This window comes from Colwellia sp. BRX8-5 (assembly GCF_014077325.1).
Lineage (GTDB): Bacteria > Pseudomonadota > Gammaproteobacteria > Enterobacterales > Alteromonadaceae > Colwellia_A.
Genome location: NZ_JACGVR010000020.1, coordinates 34,774 through 53,761, shown reverse-complemented (window position 1 = coordinate 53,761; position 18,988 = coordinate 34,774). Strand labels below are relative to the sequence as shown.

The window sequence follows — 18,988 nt, the reverse complement described above, 5'->3', positions numbered from 1 at the left end:
CAGCACTAATAAGTAAGTGTCGATACGACTAACGCTTACCTATTGTAAAAGTGCAACATCAGCAATGGCAAAGAAACTATTCCTAATTTCATTTAATAGCGTTAAACGATTAGTTTTTATCGCTTCATCGTCAGCCATCACCATAACATTATCAAAAAAGTTGTCTATCGGTGCTTTTAAACAAGCAAGCTCTGTTAATGCCGCCTGGTAATCTTTTGCCAACATCATCGGTGCAATCGTAGCTTTCACTTCATTAAATGCTTCAGCTAACGCTTTTTCTTGTGTTTCAGTGGCTAAATCAGCTTTAAACGTTGGGTAAAGTTCACCGCTAAATTTAGCTAAAATATTACCAACACGTTTATTAGCGGCAGCTAGTGTTGCGGCTTGTTCCAATGATTTAAAGTGACTTACCGCTTTAATACGTTTTTCAAAGTCTAAAGGTTCAGTTGGCGCATTGGCTAATACTGCTTGAATAACGTCAACTGATATACCTTGCTCTTGGTAATAGGCTCTAAATCTACCCAAAACAAAATCAACAACTTGGACATTAACGTTTTCATTTGAAAGTTTTTCACCGTATAAACTAACACTCTCTTCAATTAAGGTATTGATATCTAATGGTAATTTTTTCTCGATGATAATTCGAATCAAACCAATTGCCGCACGACGTAACGCAAAAGGGTCTTTATCACCTTTAGGAGCTTGGTTAATACCAAAAATACCCACTAAGCTGTCAATTTTATCTGCAATAGCGACTGCACAACCAATATTACCTTCAGGTAAGGCATCACCAGCATAGCGAGGTCTATATTGATCTTCTAAGGCTTGAGCAACTTCAGGTGCTTCGCCATCATTCTCAGCGTAATATTTACCCATAGTACCTTGTACTTGAGGAAACTCTAAAACCATATCAGACATCAAATCAGTTTTACTGAGTAAACCTGCTCGTTTTGCTTGTTCCGTGTTCTCGCCTATTTGTCCGGCAATAACTGCGCTTAATGAAGCAATACGTTCAGATTTCTCTTTTAATGTTCCTAACTGTTTCTGAAATAATACCGATGATAAACTTTCTAAACGTGACGCTAACGTTTTGCTCTTATCCGTTTTAAAGAAAAACTCCGCATCTGCCAAGCGTGGACGAATGACTTTTTCATTGCCCTTAATCACTTGAATAGGGTCTTTACTTTCAATGTTGGTTACAAAAATAAACTTATTTAATAACTGACCATTTTTATCATTTACCGGAAAGTATTTTTGGTGATCTTTCATTGAATAAATAAGTGGTTCAGCGGGAACATCTAAAAAGGCTTTGTCAAAACTACCAATTAATATTACCGGCCATTCAACTAAACCAGTAACTTCTTCCAATAACTCATCGTCAATTAATGCAACACCATCTAATTGCTGAGCGGCTTTATTAATTTCTGACAAAATTAATGCTTGGCGCTCTTGGTAATTAACTTGAACGAATGCCGACGTTAATTTGTCTTCGTATTCATTTGCATGCGCTAAAGTAACGAAACCTTCATGATGAAAACGATGTCCCGTGACAACATTACTTGAACTTACTTCTAAAGTTTCACCGGCAATGATTTCTGCGCCAAACATTATGGTCAAGGTATGGACTGGGCGAATAAATTGAGTACGAGTACTGCCCCAACGCATAGGTTTAGGAACAGGTAGTTTACTTACCGCAATATTGACCATAGCAGGAATTAACTCTGCTATGGTTTTTCCTGTTTGTGTCGCACGATGTAATAACCATTCACCTTTGTCAGTCTTTAAGCGCTGAGCTTCTTCAACACTAATACCATTGGAACGTGCCCAACCTTGCGCGGCTTTGCTAGGATTTCCTTCAGCATCAAATGCTACATCAATGGCTGGACCCCGTTTTTCAATTTCTTTATCGGCCTGTTTTTCAACTAACTGACTGACCTTTACCGCTAAACGACGTGGTGTAGCAAACCATTGAATATCTTCGTAAGTTAAACCTGCGCTATCTAGTTGATCTTTTATTTGCTGATAAAATGTAACGGCAAGATTTTTTAATGACTTCGGTGGTAATTCTTCAGTACCTAGCTCTATTAGTAGTGTTTCTGTGTTCATTATGATTTCCCACCAGCAGTATTATTATTTTTACAAAGAGGAAAACCTAATTCTTCACGCTTATCGTAATAAGCCTGTGCACAAGCTTTTGATAATGTTCTGACTCTTAGTATATAACGTTGGCGTTCGGTCACTGAAATAGCGTGACGAGCGTCTAATAGGTTAAAGGCGTGTGAGGCTTTCATAACTTGCTCGTAAGCGGGTAATGCTAAACCTGCTGCAATTAACTTCTGGCTATCTTTTTCACATTGATCAAAAGTATTAAACAAAGCATCGACATCTGCATGTTCAAAATTATACGTTGACTGCTCAACCTCATTTTGATGAAAAACATCACCATAAAGTACAGTACCCATAGGACCATCAGCCCATACTAGGTCATAGATACTATCAACATTTTGGATATACATGGCTAAGCGTTCTAAGCCATAGGTTATCTCACCTGTGACTGGCGTACACTCTAAGCCACCTACTTGTTGGAAGTAAGTAAATTGTGATACTTCCATACCGTTTAACCAAATCTCCCATCCTAATCCCCACGCGCCTAGCGTTGGTGATTCCCAGTTGTCTTCAACAAAGCGGATATCATGAACTAAAGGATCAATGCCCAGTTCTTTTAAAGAATTTAAGTATAATTCTTGAATATTTTTCGGCGAAGGTTTTAACATGACTTGGAATTGATAGTAATGTTGTAAACGATTAGGGTTTTCACCATAACGGCCATCAGTTGGACGGCGACAAGGTTGAACATAAGCACTGCTCATTGGCTCAGGACCAATAGAACGTAAAAATGTCATTGGGTGAAAAGTACCAGCGCCTACTTCAAGATCAAGCGGTTGTACGATGACACAACCTTGGCGTGACCAGTAGTCTTGCAACTGAAAGATTAATCCTTGAAATGTTTTTATATTGAACGTACTCATAATTTTCCGATTCATTATTCGTGTGAGTTTTACCGATAACGGCTAATGATATTAAGTATACCGATTGCATTATTATTAACCTAGTAACAAGTTAACAAACTTTGAGTTTTTACTCAGTAATCAATTTACTTTAGCTATTACCGTATTGCAGAATGTTAAAATGCCCAGATTTGATGTCCGGGCATTTATAATTTTAAAATAACGCGCTTAACTATATATCTAAGTTAGCTACATTTAACGCATTCGCTTCAATGAAGTTTCTACGTGGTTCAACATGATCACCCATTAATGTAGTGAACAATAAATCCGCGGCAATAGCATCTTCAATGGTAACTTGTAACATACGACGAGTTTCAGGATCCATGGTGGTTTCCCATAACTGGCTTGGGTTCATTTCACCCAATCCTTTATAACGTTGTATATACTGACCACGTTTTGATTCAGCCATTAACCATGTTAGTGCGTCTTCAAAGGTAGTAACCGTTTTAATTTTTTCACCACGTTTAACATAACCACCTTCTTCAATGAGACCATTGATAGCAGTATTTAAACCAAAAATAGTTTCAAATTCTTTTGAATGAATGAATTCATAACCACAATCATAAATATGATCAATACCATGTTGGCGAACGTTAAAACTTGGATAGTAGATATTTCTTTCTTGGTCATGCTTAATATCTGCAGAATAGATAGAACCATTACCATCTTGTTCGTCTAATTGTGCGACTAAGTCACCAACCCATGCTTCTACTAACGCTTTATCATGAAAATCAGTTTTAACAATTTCTCTGCTGTAGATCATTTTTTCTAATATATCAGCAGGTATTTGACGTGAAACACGCTTAATAATGTCATGCGTTTTACGATACTGTTTCACTAACTGTTCTAAAGCTAAGCCTGAAATAGCTGGTGCTGATTCATTAACATAAATCTCGGCACTATCTAGAGCTAACGTTGTTAAGTACTCTGTTAAACCGTCATCATCTTTAATGTAACGCTCTTGCTTACCTTTTTTCACTTTATAAAGTGGTGGTTGAGCAATAAAGATATGACCACGTTCCATTATTTCTGGCATTTGACGATAGAAAAACGTCAGTAATAATGTACGTATGTGAGAACCATCGACATCGGCATCGGTCATAATGATGATACTGTGATAACGAAGTTTTTCTGGATTATATTCATCACGACCAATACCACAACCTAAGGCGGTGATTAATGTTCCAACTTCTTGTGATGAAATCATTTTATCAAAACGTGCTTTCTCAACGTTAAGAATTTTACCTTTCAACGGTAATATTGCTTGGTTTCTACGATTTCGCCCCTGCTTGGCAGAGCCGCCAGCAGAGTCTCCTTCGACAATATATAGTTCAGAAAGAGCAGGATCTTTTTCCTGACAATCAGCTAATTTACCCGGTAAGCCAGCAATATCTAATGCACCTTTACGGCGCGTCATTTCACGGGCTTTACGAGCAGCTTCTCGCGCTCTAGCTGCATCAACAATCTTCATGATAATAGTACGAGCAACAGAAGGTTTTTCTAAAAGGTATTCACCAAGTTTTTCGCCCATCGCTTGTTCAACAGCTGTTTTTACTTCTGAAGATACCAATTTATCTTTGGTCTGCGATGAGAACTTAGGATCAGGAACTTTAACCGATATTACCGCGGTTAATCCTTCACGAGCGTCATCACCCGAAGCACTTGTTTCTGTGCTACCACCTTTCTTCGTTTTATTAAGGCCTTCTTTAACCATGTAACTATTTAGTGTACGTGTTAAAGCAGTACGGAAACCGCTTAAGTGAGTACCACCATCACGTTGAGGAATATTGTTAGTAAAACAATGAATACTTTCTTGGAAACCATCATTCCATTGCATAGCAACTTCAACAATAATGCCGTCTTCACGCGCTAAATCAAAATAGAATATTTCTTCATTGACGGGTGTTTTATTGGTATTAAGGTAATCGACGAAAGCTTGAATACCACCATCAAATTTAAAATGGTCTTCTTTGCCTTTTTCACGTTCATCAATTAAACGAATTGAAATACCAGAGTTTAAGAAAGATAACTCACGGATACGTTTAACTAATAAGTCATAGTGAAATAAAATATCTGTGAAGGTATTTTCACTTGGCCAAAAACGTACTTCAGTACCTGTTTTATCACTAACACCAACTTCAGCTAAAGGAGCTTCAGCAACACCTTCGTGATATATCTGCTCAAATAATTTACCTGCTCGGCGAATATTCAGTTTTAGCTTACTACTTAAAGCATTTACTACAGAAATACCAACACCATGAAGACCACCTGAAACTTTATAGCCAGAGTCTTCACCACCGAATTTACCACCAGCATGAAGTACTGTCATGATAACTTCAGCAGCAGAAATACCTTCTTCAGGGTGAATGTCAGTTGGAATACCACGACCATCATCTCTAACCGATACAGAGCCGTCTATGTGTATTTTAACAACAATTTCAGTACAATGACCTGCTAAGGCTTCATCGATAGAATTATCTAAAACTTCAAATACCATATGATGCAAGCCACTGCCATCATCCGTGTCACCAATGTACATTCCTGGTCTTTTACGTACAGCATCAAGTCCTTTTAGAACTTTGATACTGTCTGAGCCGTATTCATTTTCTACTGTCATAGCGTATAGCCTATTTACCTATTGCTGAGATTTGTCCATGTTTCACGTGAAACATCTTATAATTATTATCAGTAGGAACCAAGGGTTCTACTGCGATTTTATCAATTGCCGTGATGATAACTTGGCAGTCTAATTTATTTATCGCGTTGTTTAATAAGGTTCTAGAATTTAAATCTAGTTCCGCACCAACATCGTCAATTAATAAAATTGGTTTTACTCGCTTAACTTTTTCTATTAACTTAGCTTGCGCAAAAGTTAACGCCAGTAAAAACAACTTTTGTTGGCCACGTGATAACTGATTGTCGATCACCACATTACCCGTTAAAAATTTCACATCAAACTTTTGTGCACCGTATAAACTAAAGCCTGCTTTTTTTTCTCTCTCTCTATTTTGTAATAACACATCACTCAATGTTTTTTTGCTATTCCAACCTTGGCTATAAGATATCGATATACCTTCAGCTAAACTAGGCAACATCAACTCTAACCAAGGTTGAAGCTCTAAAGAAAGCTCCTTAATATATTCGTCACGTAATTTTGCAACCCTTACCGATGCCTCGCAGAATACTTGGCTCCAATAATCTAAGGTATCAACATCAGACCTATTACGTAAACAAGCATTTCTTTGTTTTAGTATTCTTGAAAATTCTTTCCAACAATCTGAAAATGAATGTTTCACGTGAAACAATCCTAAATCAATGAAACGTCTTCTTTGTTTCGGTCCACCAAAAAATAATTTAAAACTTTCTGGTGTAATAACTTGTACCGCAATATTTATTGCTAATTGAGAAAGCTGTCTATGCTTTTCACCAGCAATTTTAATTTCTGTTAAGCCGGTAGCAAAATCTTTGGCAACACCTAACTGTAATCCTTTATCGTCTTTAGCACTAACAATGAATTTACTTTTATTGTGAGTGACTAAATTTTCAACTTGCGACGTTCTAAAAGACTTACCATGACCCAAGTAAAAAATAGCTTCAAGTAAACTGCTTTTACCACTGCCGTTATCACCGATAATAAAATTTATATTATCGTTTAATTCAATGGTATCTGCTGCTAAATTTCTAAAATCATAAGCGGTAAGTTTTTCTATACTCATTAAAGTCGCATTGGCATAACAACATAAATAGCTTCGTTACTTTCAGCACCTTCGATAACTACACTACTATTTGCATCGGCTAAAGTAAATTTAACCTCAGGCTCTTTTATTGCGTTTAGAACATCTAGAACATAATTTACGTTGAAACCTATTTCAACTTCCTCGTAAGGAAAATCAATTTCTAATATTTCTTCTGCTTGTTCTTGTTCAGGATTATTAGCGGTAATTTTTAATTCGTGTTTAGAAAAATTAAGACGGACACCTTTAAACTTATCATTAGATAATATCGAAGCGCGGGATAATAGTTGTCGTAAATTTTCTTTACTGGTGTTGAGTACTTTATCACCATTGCGTGGTAAAACACGACGATAGTCAGGAAAACGACCATCAACTAATTTACTGGTAAATGAAAAGCCACTATCAATAATACGAATATGATTTGAGCCTAAAAAGACTTGAACGTTTTCTTCGACTGGGTCAAGTAAACGAATAATTTCTAAGATACCTTTACGAGGCACAATAACTTGTCTAGACGGCAGTGTTAATTCATTAGACGAAATTTTACATATCGCTAAACGGTGACCGTCAGTAGCTACAGAGCGAATTTCGTTACCTTCTGTCTCTATAGACATACCGTTAAGGTAGTACCTAACATCTTGATTTGCCATAGAAAAATGAGTACTTTCTATTAATCGAAGCAAGTCAGATTTAAATATTTGAAATTCAACATCACCTTTCCACTCTTCTATATTAGGAAAGTCAGCAGCAGGTAGCGTTGCTAAAGAATATTTACTTCTACCGGTACTGATAATGATTGCTTCATTATTCGATTCAAAAGATAACATTGAATCTTCGGGTAAACTTTTACAGATATCGAGAAGCTTGCGGGCGGGAATAGTAATTTTTCCATCCTCACCTTGGTTATCTATTTGCGTACTAGATACCATTTCAAGTTCTAAATCAGTGGCTGTTAACGTAAGTGACTGCCCACTTATATCTAAAAGAATATTACCAAGGATAGGTAATGTACTTTTACGTTCTACGGCACCAGAAACCAATAAAAGTGGTTTCAGTAATAATTCCCTATTTAATGAAAACTTCATTTATCTACCTATCTTTTTATGTACTTATTATTATAACGAAAGCTATGACGAAAGTGTTCTAGTTAAATTAGAATAATCTTCCTTAATGTCATGCGACTCTTCGCGTAACGCTTTAACTTTTCGACATGCATGGAGAACAGTCGTATGATCTCGCCCACCGTAGGCATCACCTATCTCAGGTAAACTATGATTAGTTAACTCTTTAGATAATGCCATTGCAATTTGTCTAGGTCTAGCAACAGATCTATTTCTACGTTTTGAAAGTAGATCGGCCACTTTAATTTTATAATATTCTGCAACAGTTCGTTGGATATTATCGATAGTAACTAACTTGTCTTGTAAGGCAAGCAAATCTCGTAATGCTTCGCGGACAAAATCAATAGTAATTGGCCGGCCGGTAAAATTAGCATTAGCAATAACGCGATTCAATGCGCCTTCTAATTCACGAACATTAGAACGTAAACGCTTAGCTATAAAAAACGCAACTTCATCAGCCAAATTAATATGACTTTCTTGTGCTTTACGCTTAAGAATGGCGACACGTGTTTCTAGTTCGGGTGGTTCTATTGCTATCGTTAATCCCCAACCGAAGCGAGATTTAAGTCTGTCTTCAACATCGACTTCTTTAGGATAACGGTCACTAGTTAAAATAATTTGTTGATTGCCTTCAAGTAAGGCATTAAAAGTGTGAAAAAATTCTTCTTGGGTACGATCTTTACCGGCAAAGAATTGAATATCATCTATCAGTAATGCATCGACACTACGGTAGTAATGCTTAAATTTTTCCATCGCATTATTTTGTAACGCACGCACCATATCTTGAACAAAACGTTCAGAGTGCATATAGGCGATCTTTGCATTAGGTTTATTCAGTAAAATACCATTACCAACAGCGTGTAATAAATGGGTTTTACCTAACCCTGTACCGCCATAAATAAATAAAGGGTTATAAGCAGAACCAGGATTATCAGCAACTTGAGAAGCGGCAGCACGTGCTAATTGGTTAGACTTACCTTCAACGAAATTGTCAAAGGTATATTTAACTCTAACATTAGTCGTTTTAGGTAAATTACTTTGTGGCTCTTCTCGTTTTTTATTCGAGGTAACAAGTTGAGGAATAGTATTAATAATATTCTGAGAGCTACTTTGGTTTGGAATACTGCCAACATCAAACCTGAGTAAAGGAGGATTTGTACTTTCTTGCAAAGTGACCAATTCATTTATACGACTTACATACTTATCTCGAACCCAATCAAGCACAAAACGATTAGGCGCATATAAAGTCATGATATTATCGGCAACAACACACTGTAATGGACGTATCCACATACTAAATTGCTGTGCAGGCAATTCTTCTTGTAGAACTGAAAGGCATCGCTGCCAAAGTGAATGATCCAACCAAATGCTCCTGAAATTACGCTATCTTTTGTTAAATCATCTTTTAACTAATATGACAAATAAAACAAAAGTCGGTAAATATGGTATTTTGTAATGTGTCTATTATCACCATAGTTATCCACAACATCAATATTGACTTTTAAATAGTTGCCCTTTTAGAGAAAATAAATAAAAAAAACCACACATAAGCAATTAAAACGGTCTTCTTAGACTAATTTACTGCTAAAATATCGTTTACATATTATTTAGCTATTAGTGGCAATTGCTTATATTATTATGGAAATTATTTGATCAAATGTTATAAAACTGTGGATATAAATAATTAACCTAAAGATCTATTAGGATCTTTTTAAAATAGATTACTATAAGCATTGACAACACCTGCTACAAACTATAAAATTCGGCCTCTTTTTTTAGAACCAGTGTGCTCAATACGGCTGTTTGCCAGGGCAACAACAACAGACGGATGAGCGTAATGAAAAGAACATTTCAACCTAGTGTATTAAAGCGTAAACGCAACCACGGTTTCCGTGCACGTATGGCTACAAAAAACGGTCGTGCAGTAATTTCACGTCGTCGTGCGAAAGGCCGTAAAAGCCTTAGCGCATAATCTCTTCTTTAATCTTTAATTAAGAGATATTTTAACCATCATGGTTAATTATGAATTTAATCGGGAGTCACGCTTGTTGACTCCCGGTCACTTTCAATCTGTATTTTCTAAACCTCTTCGTTTCGGCTCTAGCCACATAACCATTCTTGTTAGTCCAAATATTGATGAACGTAATCGTTTAGGCTTAGCTATTGCTAAAAAACGCGTTAAATTAGCTGTTCAGCGAAATCGTATTAAACGTCAAATCAGAGAAAGCTTTCGACTCAATCAGCACGACTTACCTAACATCGATATGGTTGTAATGGTAAAGTCTGGTACTGATCAGTTAGAAAATGCCGAAATAAGAAAACAATTAGAAAAAATATGGCGAAAGATAATTCAGCGGCACAACAGCTAGCCATAGCTCTTGTAAAAGCTTACCAGCGCTGGCTTAGTCCACTACTGGGTAATAACTGCCGATTCCATCCAACTTGCTCTTTTTATGCTGTTGAAGCGATAAATCGCTTCGGTGTGATAAAAGGTTGTTGGTTAGCAGCCAAACGTATACTAAAATGCCACCCATTAAACGCGGGTGGATTAGATCCCGTGCCACCATCAAAAGAAGAGAAATAATAAATTATGGAATCTCAACGCAGTTTTCTTTTTATTGCGCTTATGGTTGTTACTTATTTGCTATTCACTGAATACCAAAAAGATAATGCACCCGTAGTAGCTCAAACAACAATGACTCAAACATCTGATCAAATTGCTACCGGCAATGGAGATTTTGTTCCTGAATCATCAAGCTCAGCAATGCCAATGTCAGGGCCTACTAAAGCAAAAGAACAAGTCATTACAATTAATACTGACGTGTTAATAGTAAAAATTGCGACTAGCGGTGGTGATATCATTGATGCGAAATTAGTCAAATTTAATACCGAACAAGGAAACGATATTCCTTTTACCGTTTTGCAAAACGGTAACCGAAAATACATCGCACAAAGTGGTTTAATAGGCGCGCAAGGCATAGATAAAGTGTCCGGACGTCCTATTTACCAAACGAGTAGCAAAAACTACCAATTAGAAGGCGATGATCCATTAATCGTTGATTTACAATATACTGCTGAAAATGGCTTAAACGTAACAAAGCGTTTTACATTTACAAAATCAGACTACAGCGTAAATGTTGAATATATTATAAACAACACAGCAACTACCGCTGCTACCGTTCAAATGTACGGACAACTAAAACAGTCTACTTTAGTAGAAAGTGGCAGTTCATTAATGCCTACGTATCGTGGTGCAGCCTATTCGACAACTGAAGATCGCTATGAAAAATACGATTTTGGTGACATTGAAGAAAAAAGATTAAATGTAGCTACTGCTGGTGGATGGGTTGCAATGCTTGAACATTATTTTGTTTCCGCATGGGTACCGAGTCTAACTGCCGATAACAATATTTATTCAAGTTATTCTGCTAACAATGAAGCAGTTATTGGGTTTAAGTCACCATCAGTGACTATTCAACCAAATAGCCAAGCGACAACCTCAGCTATTTTTTATGTTGGTCCTAAGGATCAATATAAGCTTGATGAGATAGCGCCAAACTTAGGGTTAACTATAGATTACGGCTTTTTATTCATGATCAGTAAGCCACTATTTTGGTTATTACTTCAAATTCAGTCTTTAGTTACTAACTGGGGTATTGCGATTATTGTAATTACCTTAGTCGTTAAGGGTGCTATGTATCCATTAACAAAAGCACAATACACCTCAATGGCTAAGATGCGTGAACTTGCGCCTAAAATGGCACAGTTAAAAGAACGCTTTGGTGATGACCGTCAGAAAATGTCACAAGCTACCATGGAAATGTACAAAAAAGAAAAAGTGAACCCAGCCGGTGGTTGTTTACCAATGATCATTCAAATGCCAATATTCTTAGCATTGTATTGGGTATTTTTAGAAAGTGTTGAACTACGACATGCACCGTTCTTTTTCTGGATAGAAGATCTTTCTACTATGGACCCTTACTTTATATTACCGGTATTTATGGGTGTAAGTATGTTCGTTATGCAAAAAATGCAACCGATGACGATACAAGATCCGATGCAACAGAAAATAATGCAATACATGCCAGTCGCATTCTCTGTATTTATGGCTTGGTTCCCATCAGGTTTAGTACTTTACTGGTTTGTCAGTAACATGATTTCAATTGCTCAAATGAAAATTATTTTCAGTGGTATTGAAAAAGCTAAACTAGCCAAAGCTAAAGATTAATTTCTACAGCGTAAAATTATTAAAGGCGGCCTATTAGGTCGCCTTTTTTATTTCCAGTGAAAAATGTTTATAATAGCTAAGCTATTATCTAGGAAATGATTATGACCGAAATTTTATATCAAAAAGAAACCATTGCCGCACAAGCTACTGCACCTGGTAGAGGTGGCGTTGGTATTATCAGAATATCTGGACCTGAAGTTAAGAGTGTTGCTCAGGCTATTTTGGGCAAGATACCTGAAATTAGAAAAGCTGAGTATTTACCCTTTAACGATGCTAACCAGCAAACGCTCGATCAAGGCATTGCTTTATATTTTAAAGCGCCCCACTCGTTTACTGGTGAAGATGTCCTTGAATTGCAAGGACATGGTGGACCCGTGATTTTAGATATGCTGTTAAAAGAAATTTTAGCACTACCTAAAGTACGTATGGCAAAACCCGGTGAATTTAGTGAGCAGGCATTTATTAATGACAAATTAGATTTAACACAAGCTGAGGCCATCGCTGATTTAATCAACTCGAGTTCAGAGCAAGCGGCTCGTTGTGCATTACATTCACTACAGGGTGATTTTTCTAAGCTTGTTAATCAACTTGTCGAAAGTACTATTCATTTAAGAATGTATGTTGAAGCCGCAATTGATTTTCCTGAAGAAGAAATAGACTTTCTTGCTGATGAAAAGGTTGTTGGCGATCTGAAAAAAATCATAAGTCAGGTAGAAAAGGTTCAAAGCCAAGCCCATCAGGGCAGTATTATTCGTGAAGGAATGCGCGTAGTTATCGCTGGACGACCTAATGCCGGTAAATCAAGCTTGTTAAATGCATTAAGTGGACGTGAAGCAGCTATTGTCACAGATATAGCAGGAACAACACGAGATGTCCTTACAGAGCAGATACACATCGATGGTATGCCACTGCATATTATTGATACGGCCGGCCTACGTGAAAGTAACGATCAAGTAGAGCAAATTGGTATTGAACGCGCTTGGCAGGAAATAAATCAAGCAGATAGAGTGCTTCTTATGGTCGATGCTTGTGATGATAATAATGATGATCCACAGAAATTATGGCCAGAATTTTTTGCCAAACTTCCCAAAAATATTGGTTTAAGCATTATTAAAAACAAAGCAGATATTAAGGGCATAGCGACCGGTTTATCGGCGACTAATGATATTCCTACGGTAACCTTATCGGCAAAAAATGGTGATGGCATAGCAGAGCTCAAAGACCATTTAAAAAGTATTATGGGCTATCAGGGCAGTACTGAAGGAGGATTTATGGCAAGGAGACGACATTTGGCCGCATTAGAACAAGCTCACCATCATTTAATTATTGGTTTAGAACAGCTTGAATCTTATGTCGCAGGAGAAATTCTTGCTGAAGAGTTACGTTTATGTCAGATAGAACTCAATAAAATAACCGGTGAATTTACCAATGACGACTTATTAACAGAGATATTTTCGTCTTTTTGTATCGGAAAATAACGCTAAATACCACTTTAAATTTAAGAAAAAAGGGACAAAATGAGCTCATTTCAAATCATTGTTGGCAGTATGTTAGGTGGATCTGAGTATGTTGCTGAAGCCTGTGAAGAGACATTATTGGCACTAAATCACCAAACAACTCTTCACTTGCAGCCCGAATTTGAACAAATAATAGCCGATAATCAAACTTGGCTAATTTGTACATCAACTCATGGTGCTGGAGACTTTCCTGACAACATTCAAAAATTTGTTGAAGATCTTAAAAATAGCACTATAGATCTATCCCCAGTTAAATTTATGATCATAGGTTTGGGTGATTCAAATTATGATACCTTTTGTAAAGCCGCTAAAGATTTTCAAAAGTTATTACTATCAAGGGGTTGCAATGAAATAGTCGTGATCAAAACCTTAGATATGAGTGAAGAAATAGATCCAGAGGATCTTGCTCAACGTTGGTTAGAAACTAATAAAGATCTTTTATAAAGATCTTACTCATAAGTTATCAACAAAACTGTCCCCTACAATAACCATCTGTGGATAAGTCTGGGTAAAAGCTATTAATTTCTTATTATTATTCAGTGTATAGAATTCTAATTTATTTAGCTTGTGGATAACTAGCCATTTTGATCATAGGTTTAAAACCCTTTGATCAAAGTTTGATCACAGTGTTATGATCGTACTAATGAACTGTTATCTATAAGGAAAAAGGACTTATCAACAGAAAATGGCTTTACTAATAAGTAATAGTAATAAGATCTCTTTAAAGATCTTATATATTATAAGAAGGATCACACTCAGATCTTTTTAGTCATTTGATCATTCCCCTCATCGCAAAAAAGCGCTAAAATACGTTCCCTAATTTTTGAATAACAAATTATTCATAAAAATATTTTTAACGTTTAATCAAGGCCTGAAATTTATGTGGTACCAAGAATCTTATGACGTAATCGTAGTGGGTGGTGGTCATGCCGGAACTGAAGCATGTCTTGCAGCAGCACGTATGGGTTGTAAAACATTATTGTTAACGCATAACATCGACACTTTAGGTCAAATGTCATGTAATCCAGCCATTGGCGGAATTGGCAAAGGACATCTTGTTAAAGAAATTGATGCCTTAGGCGGATTAATGGCAACGGCTACAGACCATGCTGCAATTCAATTTAGAACATTAAATGCCAGTAAAGGCCCTGCCGTTCGTGCTACACGAGCACAGGCTGATCGAATTTTATATCGCTCGTATGTTAGAAGTCATTTAGAGAATCAAGAAAATCTTACTATTTTTCAACAACCTTGTGACGATCTTATTCTAGAAAATAATAGAATTGTCGGTGTATCTACACAAATGGGATTGAAATTTAAAGCGAAGTCCGTTGTTTTAACCGTTGGCACATTTTTAGCAGGACAAATTCATATCGGTTTGAATAATTACCAAGGTGGCCGAGCAGGAGATCCTGCAAGTGTAAATTTAGCAAAAAATCTACGTGATATGCCATTTCGAATGGATCGTTTAAAAACAGGTACCCCACCTCGTTTAGATGCACGCAGCTTAGATTTTACTAAAATGGAGCAACAACCAGGCGATGATCCTCGACCGGTATTTTCATTTATGGGATCAAGAGATGATCATCCAGCTCAAGTACCTTGTTACATTACCCATACCAACAGTAATACCCATGATATTATTAGAAATGGTCTCGATAGATCGCCAATGTACACTGGCGTTATTGAAGGCGTTGGACCAAGATATTGTCCTTCAATAGAAGATAAAATAACTCGCTTTGCAGATAAAGATTCTCATCAAATATTTGTTGAACCTGAAGGGTTAACAACCCATGAAATATATCCTAACGGTATATCAACAAGTTTGCCTTTCGATGTTCAAATGGCATTAGTACGTTCAATCAAAGGTTTTGAAGACGCTCATATCACTCGACCGGGCTACGCTATTGAATATGATTACTTTGATCCTCGCGATTTGAAACAAACCCTTGAAAGTAAATTTGTTGAAAATTTATATTTTGCTGGACAAATTAACGGTACGACAGGTTATGAAGAAGCTGGAGCTCAAGGGCTATTAGCGGCGACGAATGCTGCAGCTCGAGTACAAGGAAAAGAAGAACTTATTTTAGGTCGCGATGAAGCTTACATGGGCGTATTGGTTGACGACTTAGCGACGCTAGGCACTAAAGAACCTTACCGTATGTTTACTTCACGTGCTGAATACCGATTATTGTTACGCGAAGATAACGCTGATATCAGATTAACAGAAAAAGGTTATAAACTGGGCTTAGTTGATGAAGCTCGCTGGAAAGCCTTTAACGAAAAAATAGAGATGGTTGAACTAGAGCGTCAACGATTAAAAACAACCTGGATCCAAAAAGATCACTCTGGCGTAGATCAAATCAATGAGCTACTTAAAGCCGATATCAGTCGAGAAAATAGTTTAGAAGATCTGATCAGACGCCCTGAAGTTCGTTACGATGATTTAATGAAAATAGAAGGTTTAGGACCGGCAATTACTAATAAACAAGCTGCAGAGCAAGTTGAAATTCAAATTAAATATGCAGGTTATATTGATAGACAACTTGATGAAATATCAAAAAAGAAACGACACGAAAATACGCTGATCCCACTAGATTTTGATTTTACCCAGATATCGGGTTTATCAAATGAAGTTGTGGCAAAATTAAGTGATTCACGACCTGAAACAATTGGCAAAGCATCACGTATATCCGGTATTACACCAGCAGCGATATCGTTATTATTGGTTTATCTTAAAAAGCATGGTTTGTTACGTAAGATTGCCTAATTAAAATTATTAAAACGCGAAAAAAAAATGACACTTAAAACTGAACTAACATTACTCATTGATAAAAGCGAATTAACACTCGATGAAGCACAAATAGATTTATTAATTCAATATGTTGAATTGTTAAATAAATGGAATAAGGCTTATAACCTAACATCTGTCCGTAATACCAGTGATATGCTGGTTAAACATATAATGGATAGCCTAATGGTAGGCAAAGAGTTAAAAGGTCAATCATTTATTGATGTAGGTACAGGACCAGGTTTACCAGGTATTCCGTTAGCTATTTTATACCCTGAAAGAAATTTTGTTTTATTGGACAGTTTAGGTAAAAGAATCACTTTCTTACGACAAGTGGTTTTTCAACTAAAGCTCAAGAATGTCACACCAGTGTTATCCAGGGTTGAAAAATATCAACCTGATGAACTCTTTGATGGAGTGTTAAGTCGAGCATTTGCATCACTTGAAGATATGGTCAATTGGTGTCAACATCTGATTGCGGATGAAACGGGGCGATTTTATGCACTAAAAGGTCAATTTCCCCGCGAAGAAATAGAACAATTACCAGAACATATAAAGTTTGTAGACAGTAGCGAAATAATCGTGCCTAATTTACAAGGCGAACGCCATGTTATTAAACTAAAAAAAATAATAATATAATAAAATACTTTCGAGGTCATTGTGGGAAAAATCATTGCGGTTGCTAACCAAAAAGGTGGGGTTGGTAAAACAACAACATCTGTTAATTTAGCTGCCTCACTAGCAGCAACCAAACGAAAAATATTATTAATTGATTTAGACCCTCAAGGCAATGCCACTATGGGCAGTGGAATCGATAAGTATGAAGTACACGCAACATGCTATGAATTACTTGTCGAACAAAAGTCTTTCGAAGAAGTGGTATGTCGAGAAACGTCAGGTTTATATGATTTAATTGCCGCCAACACTGATGTTACTGCTGCTGAAATCAAATTAATGCAAGTGTATTCTCGAGAACATCGTCTAAAGAATGCCTTAGCCCCTATTCGCGATCAATACGATTATATTATAATTGACTGCCCTCCTTCATTGAATATGCTAACAGTGAACGCCATGACTGCTGCTGATTCGGTGTTGGTGCCCATGCAATGTGAATACTATGCATTAGAAGGCTTAACAGCACTTATGGACACAGTTTCGCAGTTAACATCGGTAGTGAATGCTGACTTACACATAGAAGGCATTTTGCGAACGATGTACGACCCCCGTAACCGATTAGCTAATGATGTCTCAGAACAATTGAAACGTCATTTTGGTGATAAAGTTTACCGAACCGTAATTCCACGTAATGTCCGTTTAGCTGAAGCACCCAGTTTTGGCTCACCAGTAATGTATTACGATAAGTCATCAACTGGTGCAAAAGCGTATTTAGCACTTGCCGGTGAAATATTACGTAAAGCAGAACAAAAAAAACAAAAACCTGAAAAAACAATTGATTAACTATTTAGATAAACCCGAAGGAAAATTATGAGTCCAGCAAAACGTAGAGGCCTAGGTCGTGGCCTTGATGCATTATTAACATCAAATAAAGAAACTGATGATGCGACTCAACGTAATTTATCTTCTAATCAAGACAGTGAATTACAATATTTACCCATAGAGCAATTACAACAGGGTAAATACCAACCCCGCAAAGATATGTCGGCTGAGGCTTTAGAAGATTTATCAAATTCTATTCTTTCTCAAGGAATTATACAGCCAATTGTTGTTCGAAATATTAGTGAAAACAATTATGAAATAATCGCTGGCGAGCGTCGATGGCGAGCCGCGCAATTAGCTAAAATGGACAAGGTTCCTTGTTTAATTAAAAATGTACCCGATGAAGCTGCAATCGCTATTGCCTTAATTGAAAACATTCAGCGTGAAGATCTTAATGCCATGGAAGAAGCTATTGCATTAGAGCGTTTATTAACAGAATTTGAGTTAACGCACCAAGAAGTAGCCAATGCGGTGGGGAAATCTAGAACGACTGTTTCTAATCTACTGCGTTTAAATAATCTCAACGAAGACGTTAAGACATTGCTAGAACACGGTGATATCGAAATGGGACATGCACGCGCGTTACTAGCATTAGAAAAAGACATACAAAGTAATGCGGCCAGAACTGTTGTTGCTAAAGACTTAACCGTTCGTGAAACAGAAGCGTTAATTAAAAAAATACAAGCACCAGAGAAGGTGATTGAAGAAAAAGAAAAAGACCCAGATACTAAAAGTTTAGAGCAAAATTTATCAGAAAGATTTGGTTCACAGGTGACAATTGCTCATAACAAAAAAGGTAAAGGAAAATTGGTTATCTCCTACAGCGACCTATCTGAGCTTGATAGTATTATTTCTCGCTTCAACTCTTATTAGATTGCGCGCATATTATATTTAAGGTAGTTAACAGGTAATAATAAAAAATATTGTTTATTACCCATTAACCAGGATAAAAAATAAGTTTTATTTAACTATTTTATCTTTAGTTATGTCATTCAAAGGTAACGTTTTCATTTTCGATTAAAGCTTTCTAAA

The 18,988-nt window shown here is 36.7% G+C and carries 16 protein-coding genes; 10 read left to right on the top strand and 6 right to left on the bottom strand.

Translation table 11 applies throughout. The annotated features are described in order from the left end of the window. Positions 1–39: 39 nt before the first annotated feature. The 6 genes from glyS to dnaA form a co-directional block, all read right to left on the bottom strand. Complete coding sequence (glyS, locus tag H4J62_RS13485; protein WP_182217494.1) at positions 40–2,106, bottom strand: glycine--tRNA ligase subunit beta; 2,067 nt, start codon at positions 2,104–2,106, stop codon at positions 40–42. Beyond that, on the bottom strand, positions 2,106–3,029 hold the full coding sequence (gene glyQ, locus H4J62_RS13480; protein ID WP_070375291.1) for a glycine--tRNA ligase subunit alpha: 924 nt from the start codon (positions 3,027–3,029) through the stop codon (positions 2,106–2,108). Before glyQ ends, glyS begins: the two co-directional genes overlap by 1 nt. A 211-nt stretch (positions 3,030–3,240) precedes the next feature. Beyond that, complete coding sequence (gene gyrB / locus H4J62_RS13475; RefSeq protein ID WP_070375292.1) at positions 3,241–5,685, bottom strand: DNA topoisomerase (ATP-hydrolyzing) subunit B; 2,445 nt, start codon at positions 5,683–5,685, stop codon at positions 3,241–3,243. A gap of 10 nt (positions 5,686–5,695) precedes the next feature. Beyond that, complete coding sequence (gene recF / locus H4J62_RS13470; RefSeq protein ID WP_070375293.1) at positions 5,696–6,784, bottom strand: DNA replication/repair protein RecF; 1,089 nt, start codon at positions 6,782–6,784, stop codon at positions 5,696–5,698. Beyond that, positions 6,784–7,887: a DNA polymerase III subunit beta gene (gene dnaN / locus H4J62_RS13465; RefSeq protein ID WP_070375294.1), complete on the bottom strand. Its 1,104-nt coding sequence runs from the start codon at positions 7,885–7,887 to the stop codon at positions 6,784–6,786. The genes recF and dnaN overlap by 1 nt, the downstream gene beginning before the upstream one ends. A gap of 42 nt (positions 7,888–7,929) precedes the next feature. After that, the gene (dnaA, locus tag H4J62_RS13460) at positions 7,930–9,285 is read right to left on the bottom strand and encodes a chromosomal replication initiator protein DnaA (protein WP_070375295.1); all 1,356 of its coding nucleotides are present in this window, start codon (positions 9,283–9,285) and stop codon (positions 7,930–7,932) included. Positions 9,286–9,760: 475 nt separating this feature from the next. On the opposite strand from dnaA, the gene rpmH reads away from it, so the two are divergent. The 10 genes from rpmH (at position 9,761) to H4J62_RS13410 (ending at position 18,829) form a co-directional block, all read left to right on the top strand. After that, entirely contained in the window at positions 9,761–9,895 is a 135-nt protein-coding gene (gene rpmH / locus H4J62_RS13455; RefSeq protein WP_070375296.1) for a 50S ribosomal protein L34, read from the top strand. Positions 9,896–9,935: 40 nt separating this feature from the next. Then, positions 9,936–10,292 (top strand): ribonuclease P protein component, encoded by a 357-nt coding sequence (gene rnpA / locus H4J62_RS13450; protein ID WP_070375297.1) that lies wholly within the window; start codon positions 9,936–9,938, stop codon positions 10,290–10,292. Then, complete coding sequence (yidD, locus tag H4J62_RS13445; RefSeq protein ID WP_070375298.1) at positions 10,259–10,507, top strand: membrane protein insertion efficiency factor YidD; 249 nt, start codon at positions 10,259–10,261, stop codon at positions 10,505–10,507. Before rnpA ends, yidD begins: the two co-directional genes overlap by 34 nt. Positions 10,508–10,513: 6 nt before the next feature. Beyond that, positions 10,514–12,151 carry a membrane protein insertase YidC gene (yidC, locus tag H4J62_RS13440; protein WP_182217497.1) on the top strand — a complete coding sequence of 546 codons (1,638 nt, stop codon included), beginning with the start codon at positions 10,514–10,516 and terminating at the stop codon, positions 12,149–12,151. Positions 12,152–12,252: 101 nt separating this feature from the next. Further along, a complete protein-coding gene (gene mnmE, locus H4J62_RS13435) occupies positions 12,253–13,629 on the top strand; it encodes a tRNA uridine-5-carboxymethylaminomethyl(34) synthesis GTPase MnmE (RefSeq protein ID WP_070375300.1) in 1,377 nt (458 codons plus the stop codon). Positions 13,630–13,668: 39 nt separating this feature from the next. After that, positions 13,669–14,112, top strand: coding sequence for a flavodoxin domain-containing protein (locus H4J62_RS13430; RefSeq protein WP_182217499.1), 444 nt, complete (start codon positions 13,669–13,671; stop codon positions 14,110–14,112). 436 nt (positions 14,113–14,548) lie between these two features. Further along, entirely contained in the window at positions 14,549–16,438 is a 1,890-nt protein-coding gene (gene mnmG, locus H4J62_RS13425; RefSeq protein WP_182217500.1) for a tRNA uridine-5-carboxymethylaminomethyl(34) synthesis enzyme MnmG, read from the top strand. Between the two features lie 27 nt (positions 16,439–16,465). Further along, positions 16,466–17,098: a 16S rRNA (guanine(527)-N(7))-methyltransferase RsmG gene (gene rsmG / locus H4J62_RS13420; RefSeq protein WP_182175909.1), complete on the top strand. Its 633-nt coding sequence runs from the start codon at positions 16,466–16,468 to the stop codon at positions 17,096–17,098. A gap of 21 nt (positions 17,099–17,119) precedes the next feature. Next, positions 17,120–17,917: a ParA family protein gene (locus H4J62_RS13415; protein WP_070375304.1), complete on the top strand. Its 798-nt coding sequence runs from the start codon at positions 17,120–17,122 to the stop codon at positions 17,915–17,917. Positions 17,918–17,944: 27 nt separating this feature from the next. Beyond that, positions 17,945–18,829, top strand: a complete 885-nt coding sequence (locus tag H4J62_RS13410; RefSeq protein ID WP_182217502.1) for a ParB/RepB/Spo0J family partition protein — start codon at positions 17,945–17,947, stop codon at positions 18,827–18,829. The last annotated feature ends 159 nt before the right edge of the window (positions 18,830–18,988 follow it).

Bases quoted from the DNA above. Each gene is read 5' to 3' on its own strand.
- glyS (WP_182217494.1), bottom strand. From the start codon at position 2,106: ATGAACACAGAAACACTACTAATAGAGCTAGGTACTGAAGAATTACCA.
- glyQ (WP_070375291.1), bottom strand. From the start codon at position 3,029: ATGAGTACGTTCAATATAAAAACATTTCAAGGATTAATCTTTCAGTTG.
- gyrB (WP_070375292.1), bottom strand. From the start codon at position 5,685: ATGACAGTAGAAAATGAATACGGCTCAGACAGTATCAAAGTTCTAAAA.
- recF (WP_070375293.1), bottom strand. From the start codon at position 6,784: ATGAGTATAGAAAAACTTACCGCTTATGATTTTAGAAATTTAGCAGCA.
- dnaN (WP_070375294.1), bottom strand. From the start codon at position 7,887: ATGAAGTTTTCATTAAATAGGGAATTATTACTGAAACCACTTTTATTG.
- rpmH (WP_070375296.1), top strand. From the start codon at position 9,761: ATGAAAAGAACATTTCAACCTAGTGTATTAAAGCGTAAACGCAACCAC.
- rnpA (WP_070375297.1), top strand. From the start codon at position 9,936: ATGGTTAATTATGAATTTAATCGGGAGTCACGCTTGTTGACTCCCGGT.
- yidD (WP_070375298.1), top strand. From the start codon at position 10,259: ATGGCGAAAGATAATTCAGCGGCACAACAGCTAGCCATAGCTCTTGTA.
- yidC (WP_182217497.1), top strand. From the start codon at position 10,514: ATGGAATCTCAACGCAGTTTTCTTTTTATTGCGCTTATGGTTGTTACT.
- mnmE (WP_070375300.1), top strand. From the start codon at position 12,253: ATGACCGAAATTTTATATCAAAAAGAAACCATTGCCGCACAAGCTACT.
- H4J62_RS13430 (WP_182217499.1), top strand. From the start codon at position 13,669: ATGAGCTCATTTCAAATCATTGTTGGCAGTATGTTAGGTGGATCTGAG.
- mnmG (WP_182217500.1), top strand. From the start codon at position 14,549: ATGTGGTACCAAGAATCTTATGACGTAATCGTAGTGGGTGGTGGTCAT.
- rsmG (WP_182175909.1), top strand. From the start codon at position 16,466: ATGACACTTAAAACTGAACTAACATTACTCATTGATAAAAGCGAATTA.
- H4J62_RS13410 (WP_182217502.1), top strand. From the start codon at position 17,945: ATGAGTCCAGCAAAACGTAGAGGCCTAGGTCGTGGCCTTGATGCATTA.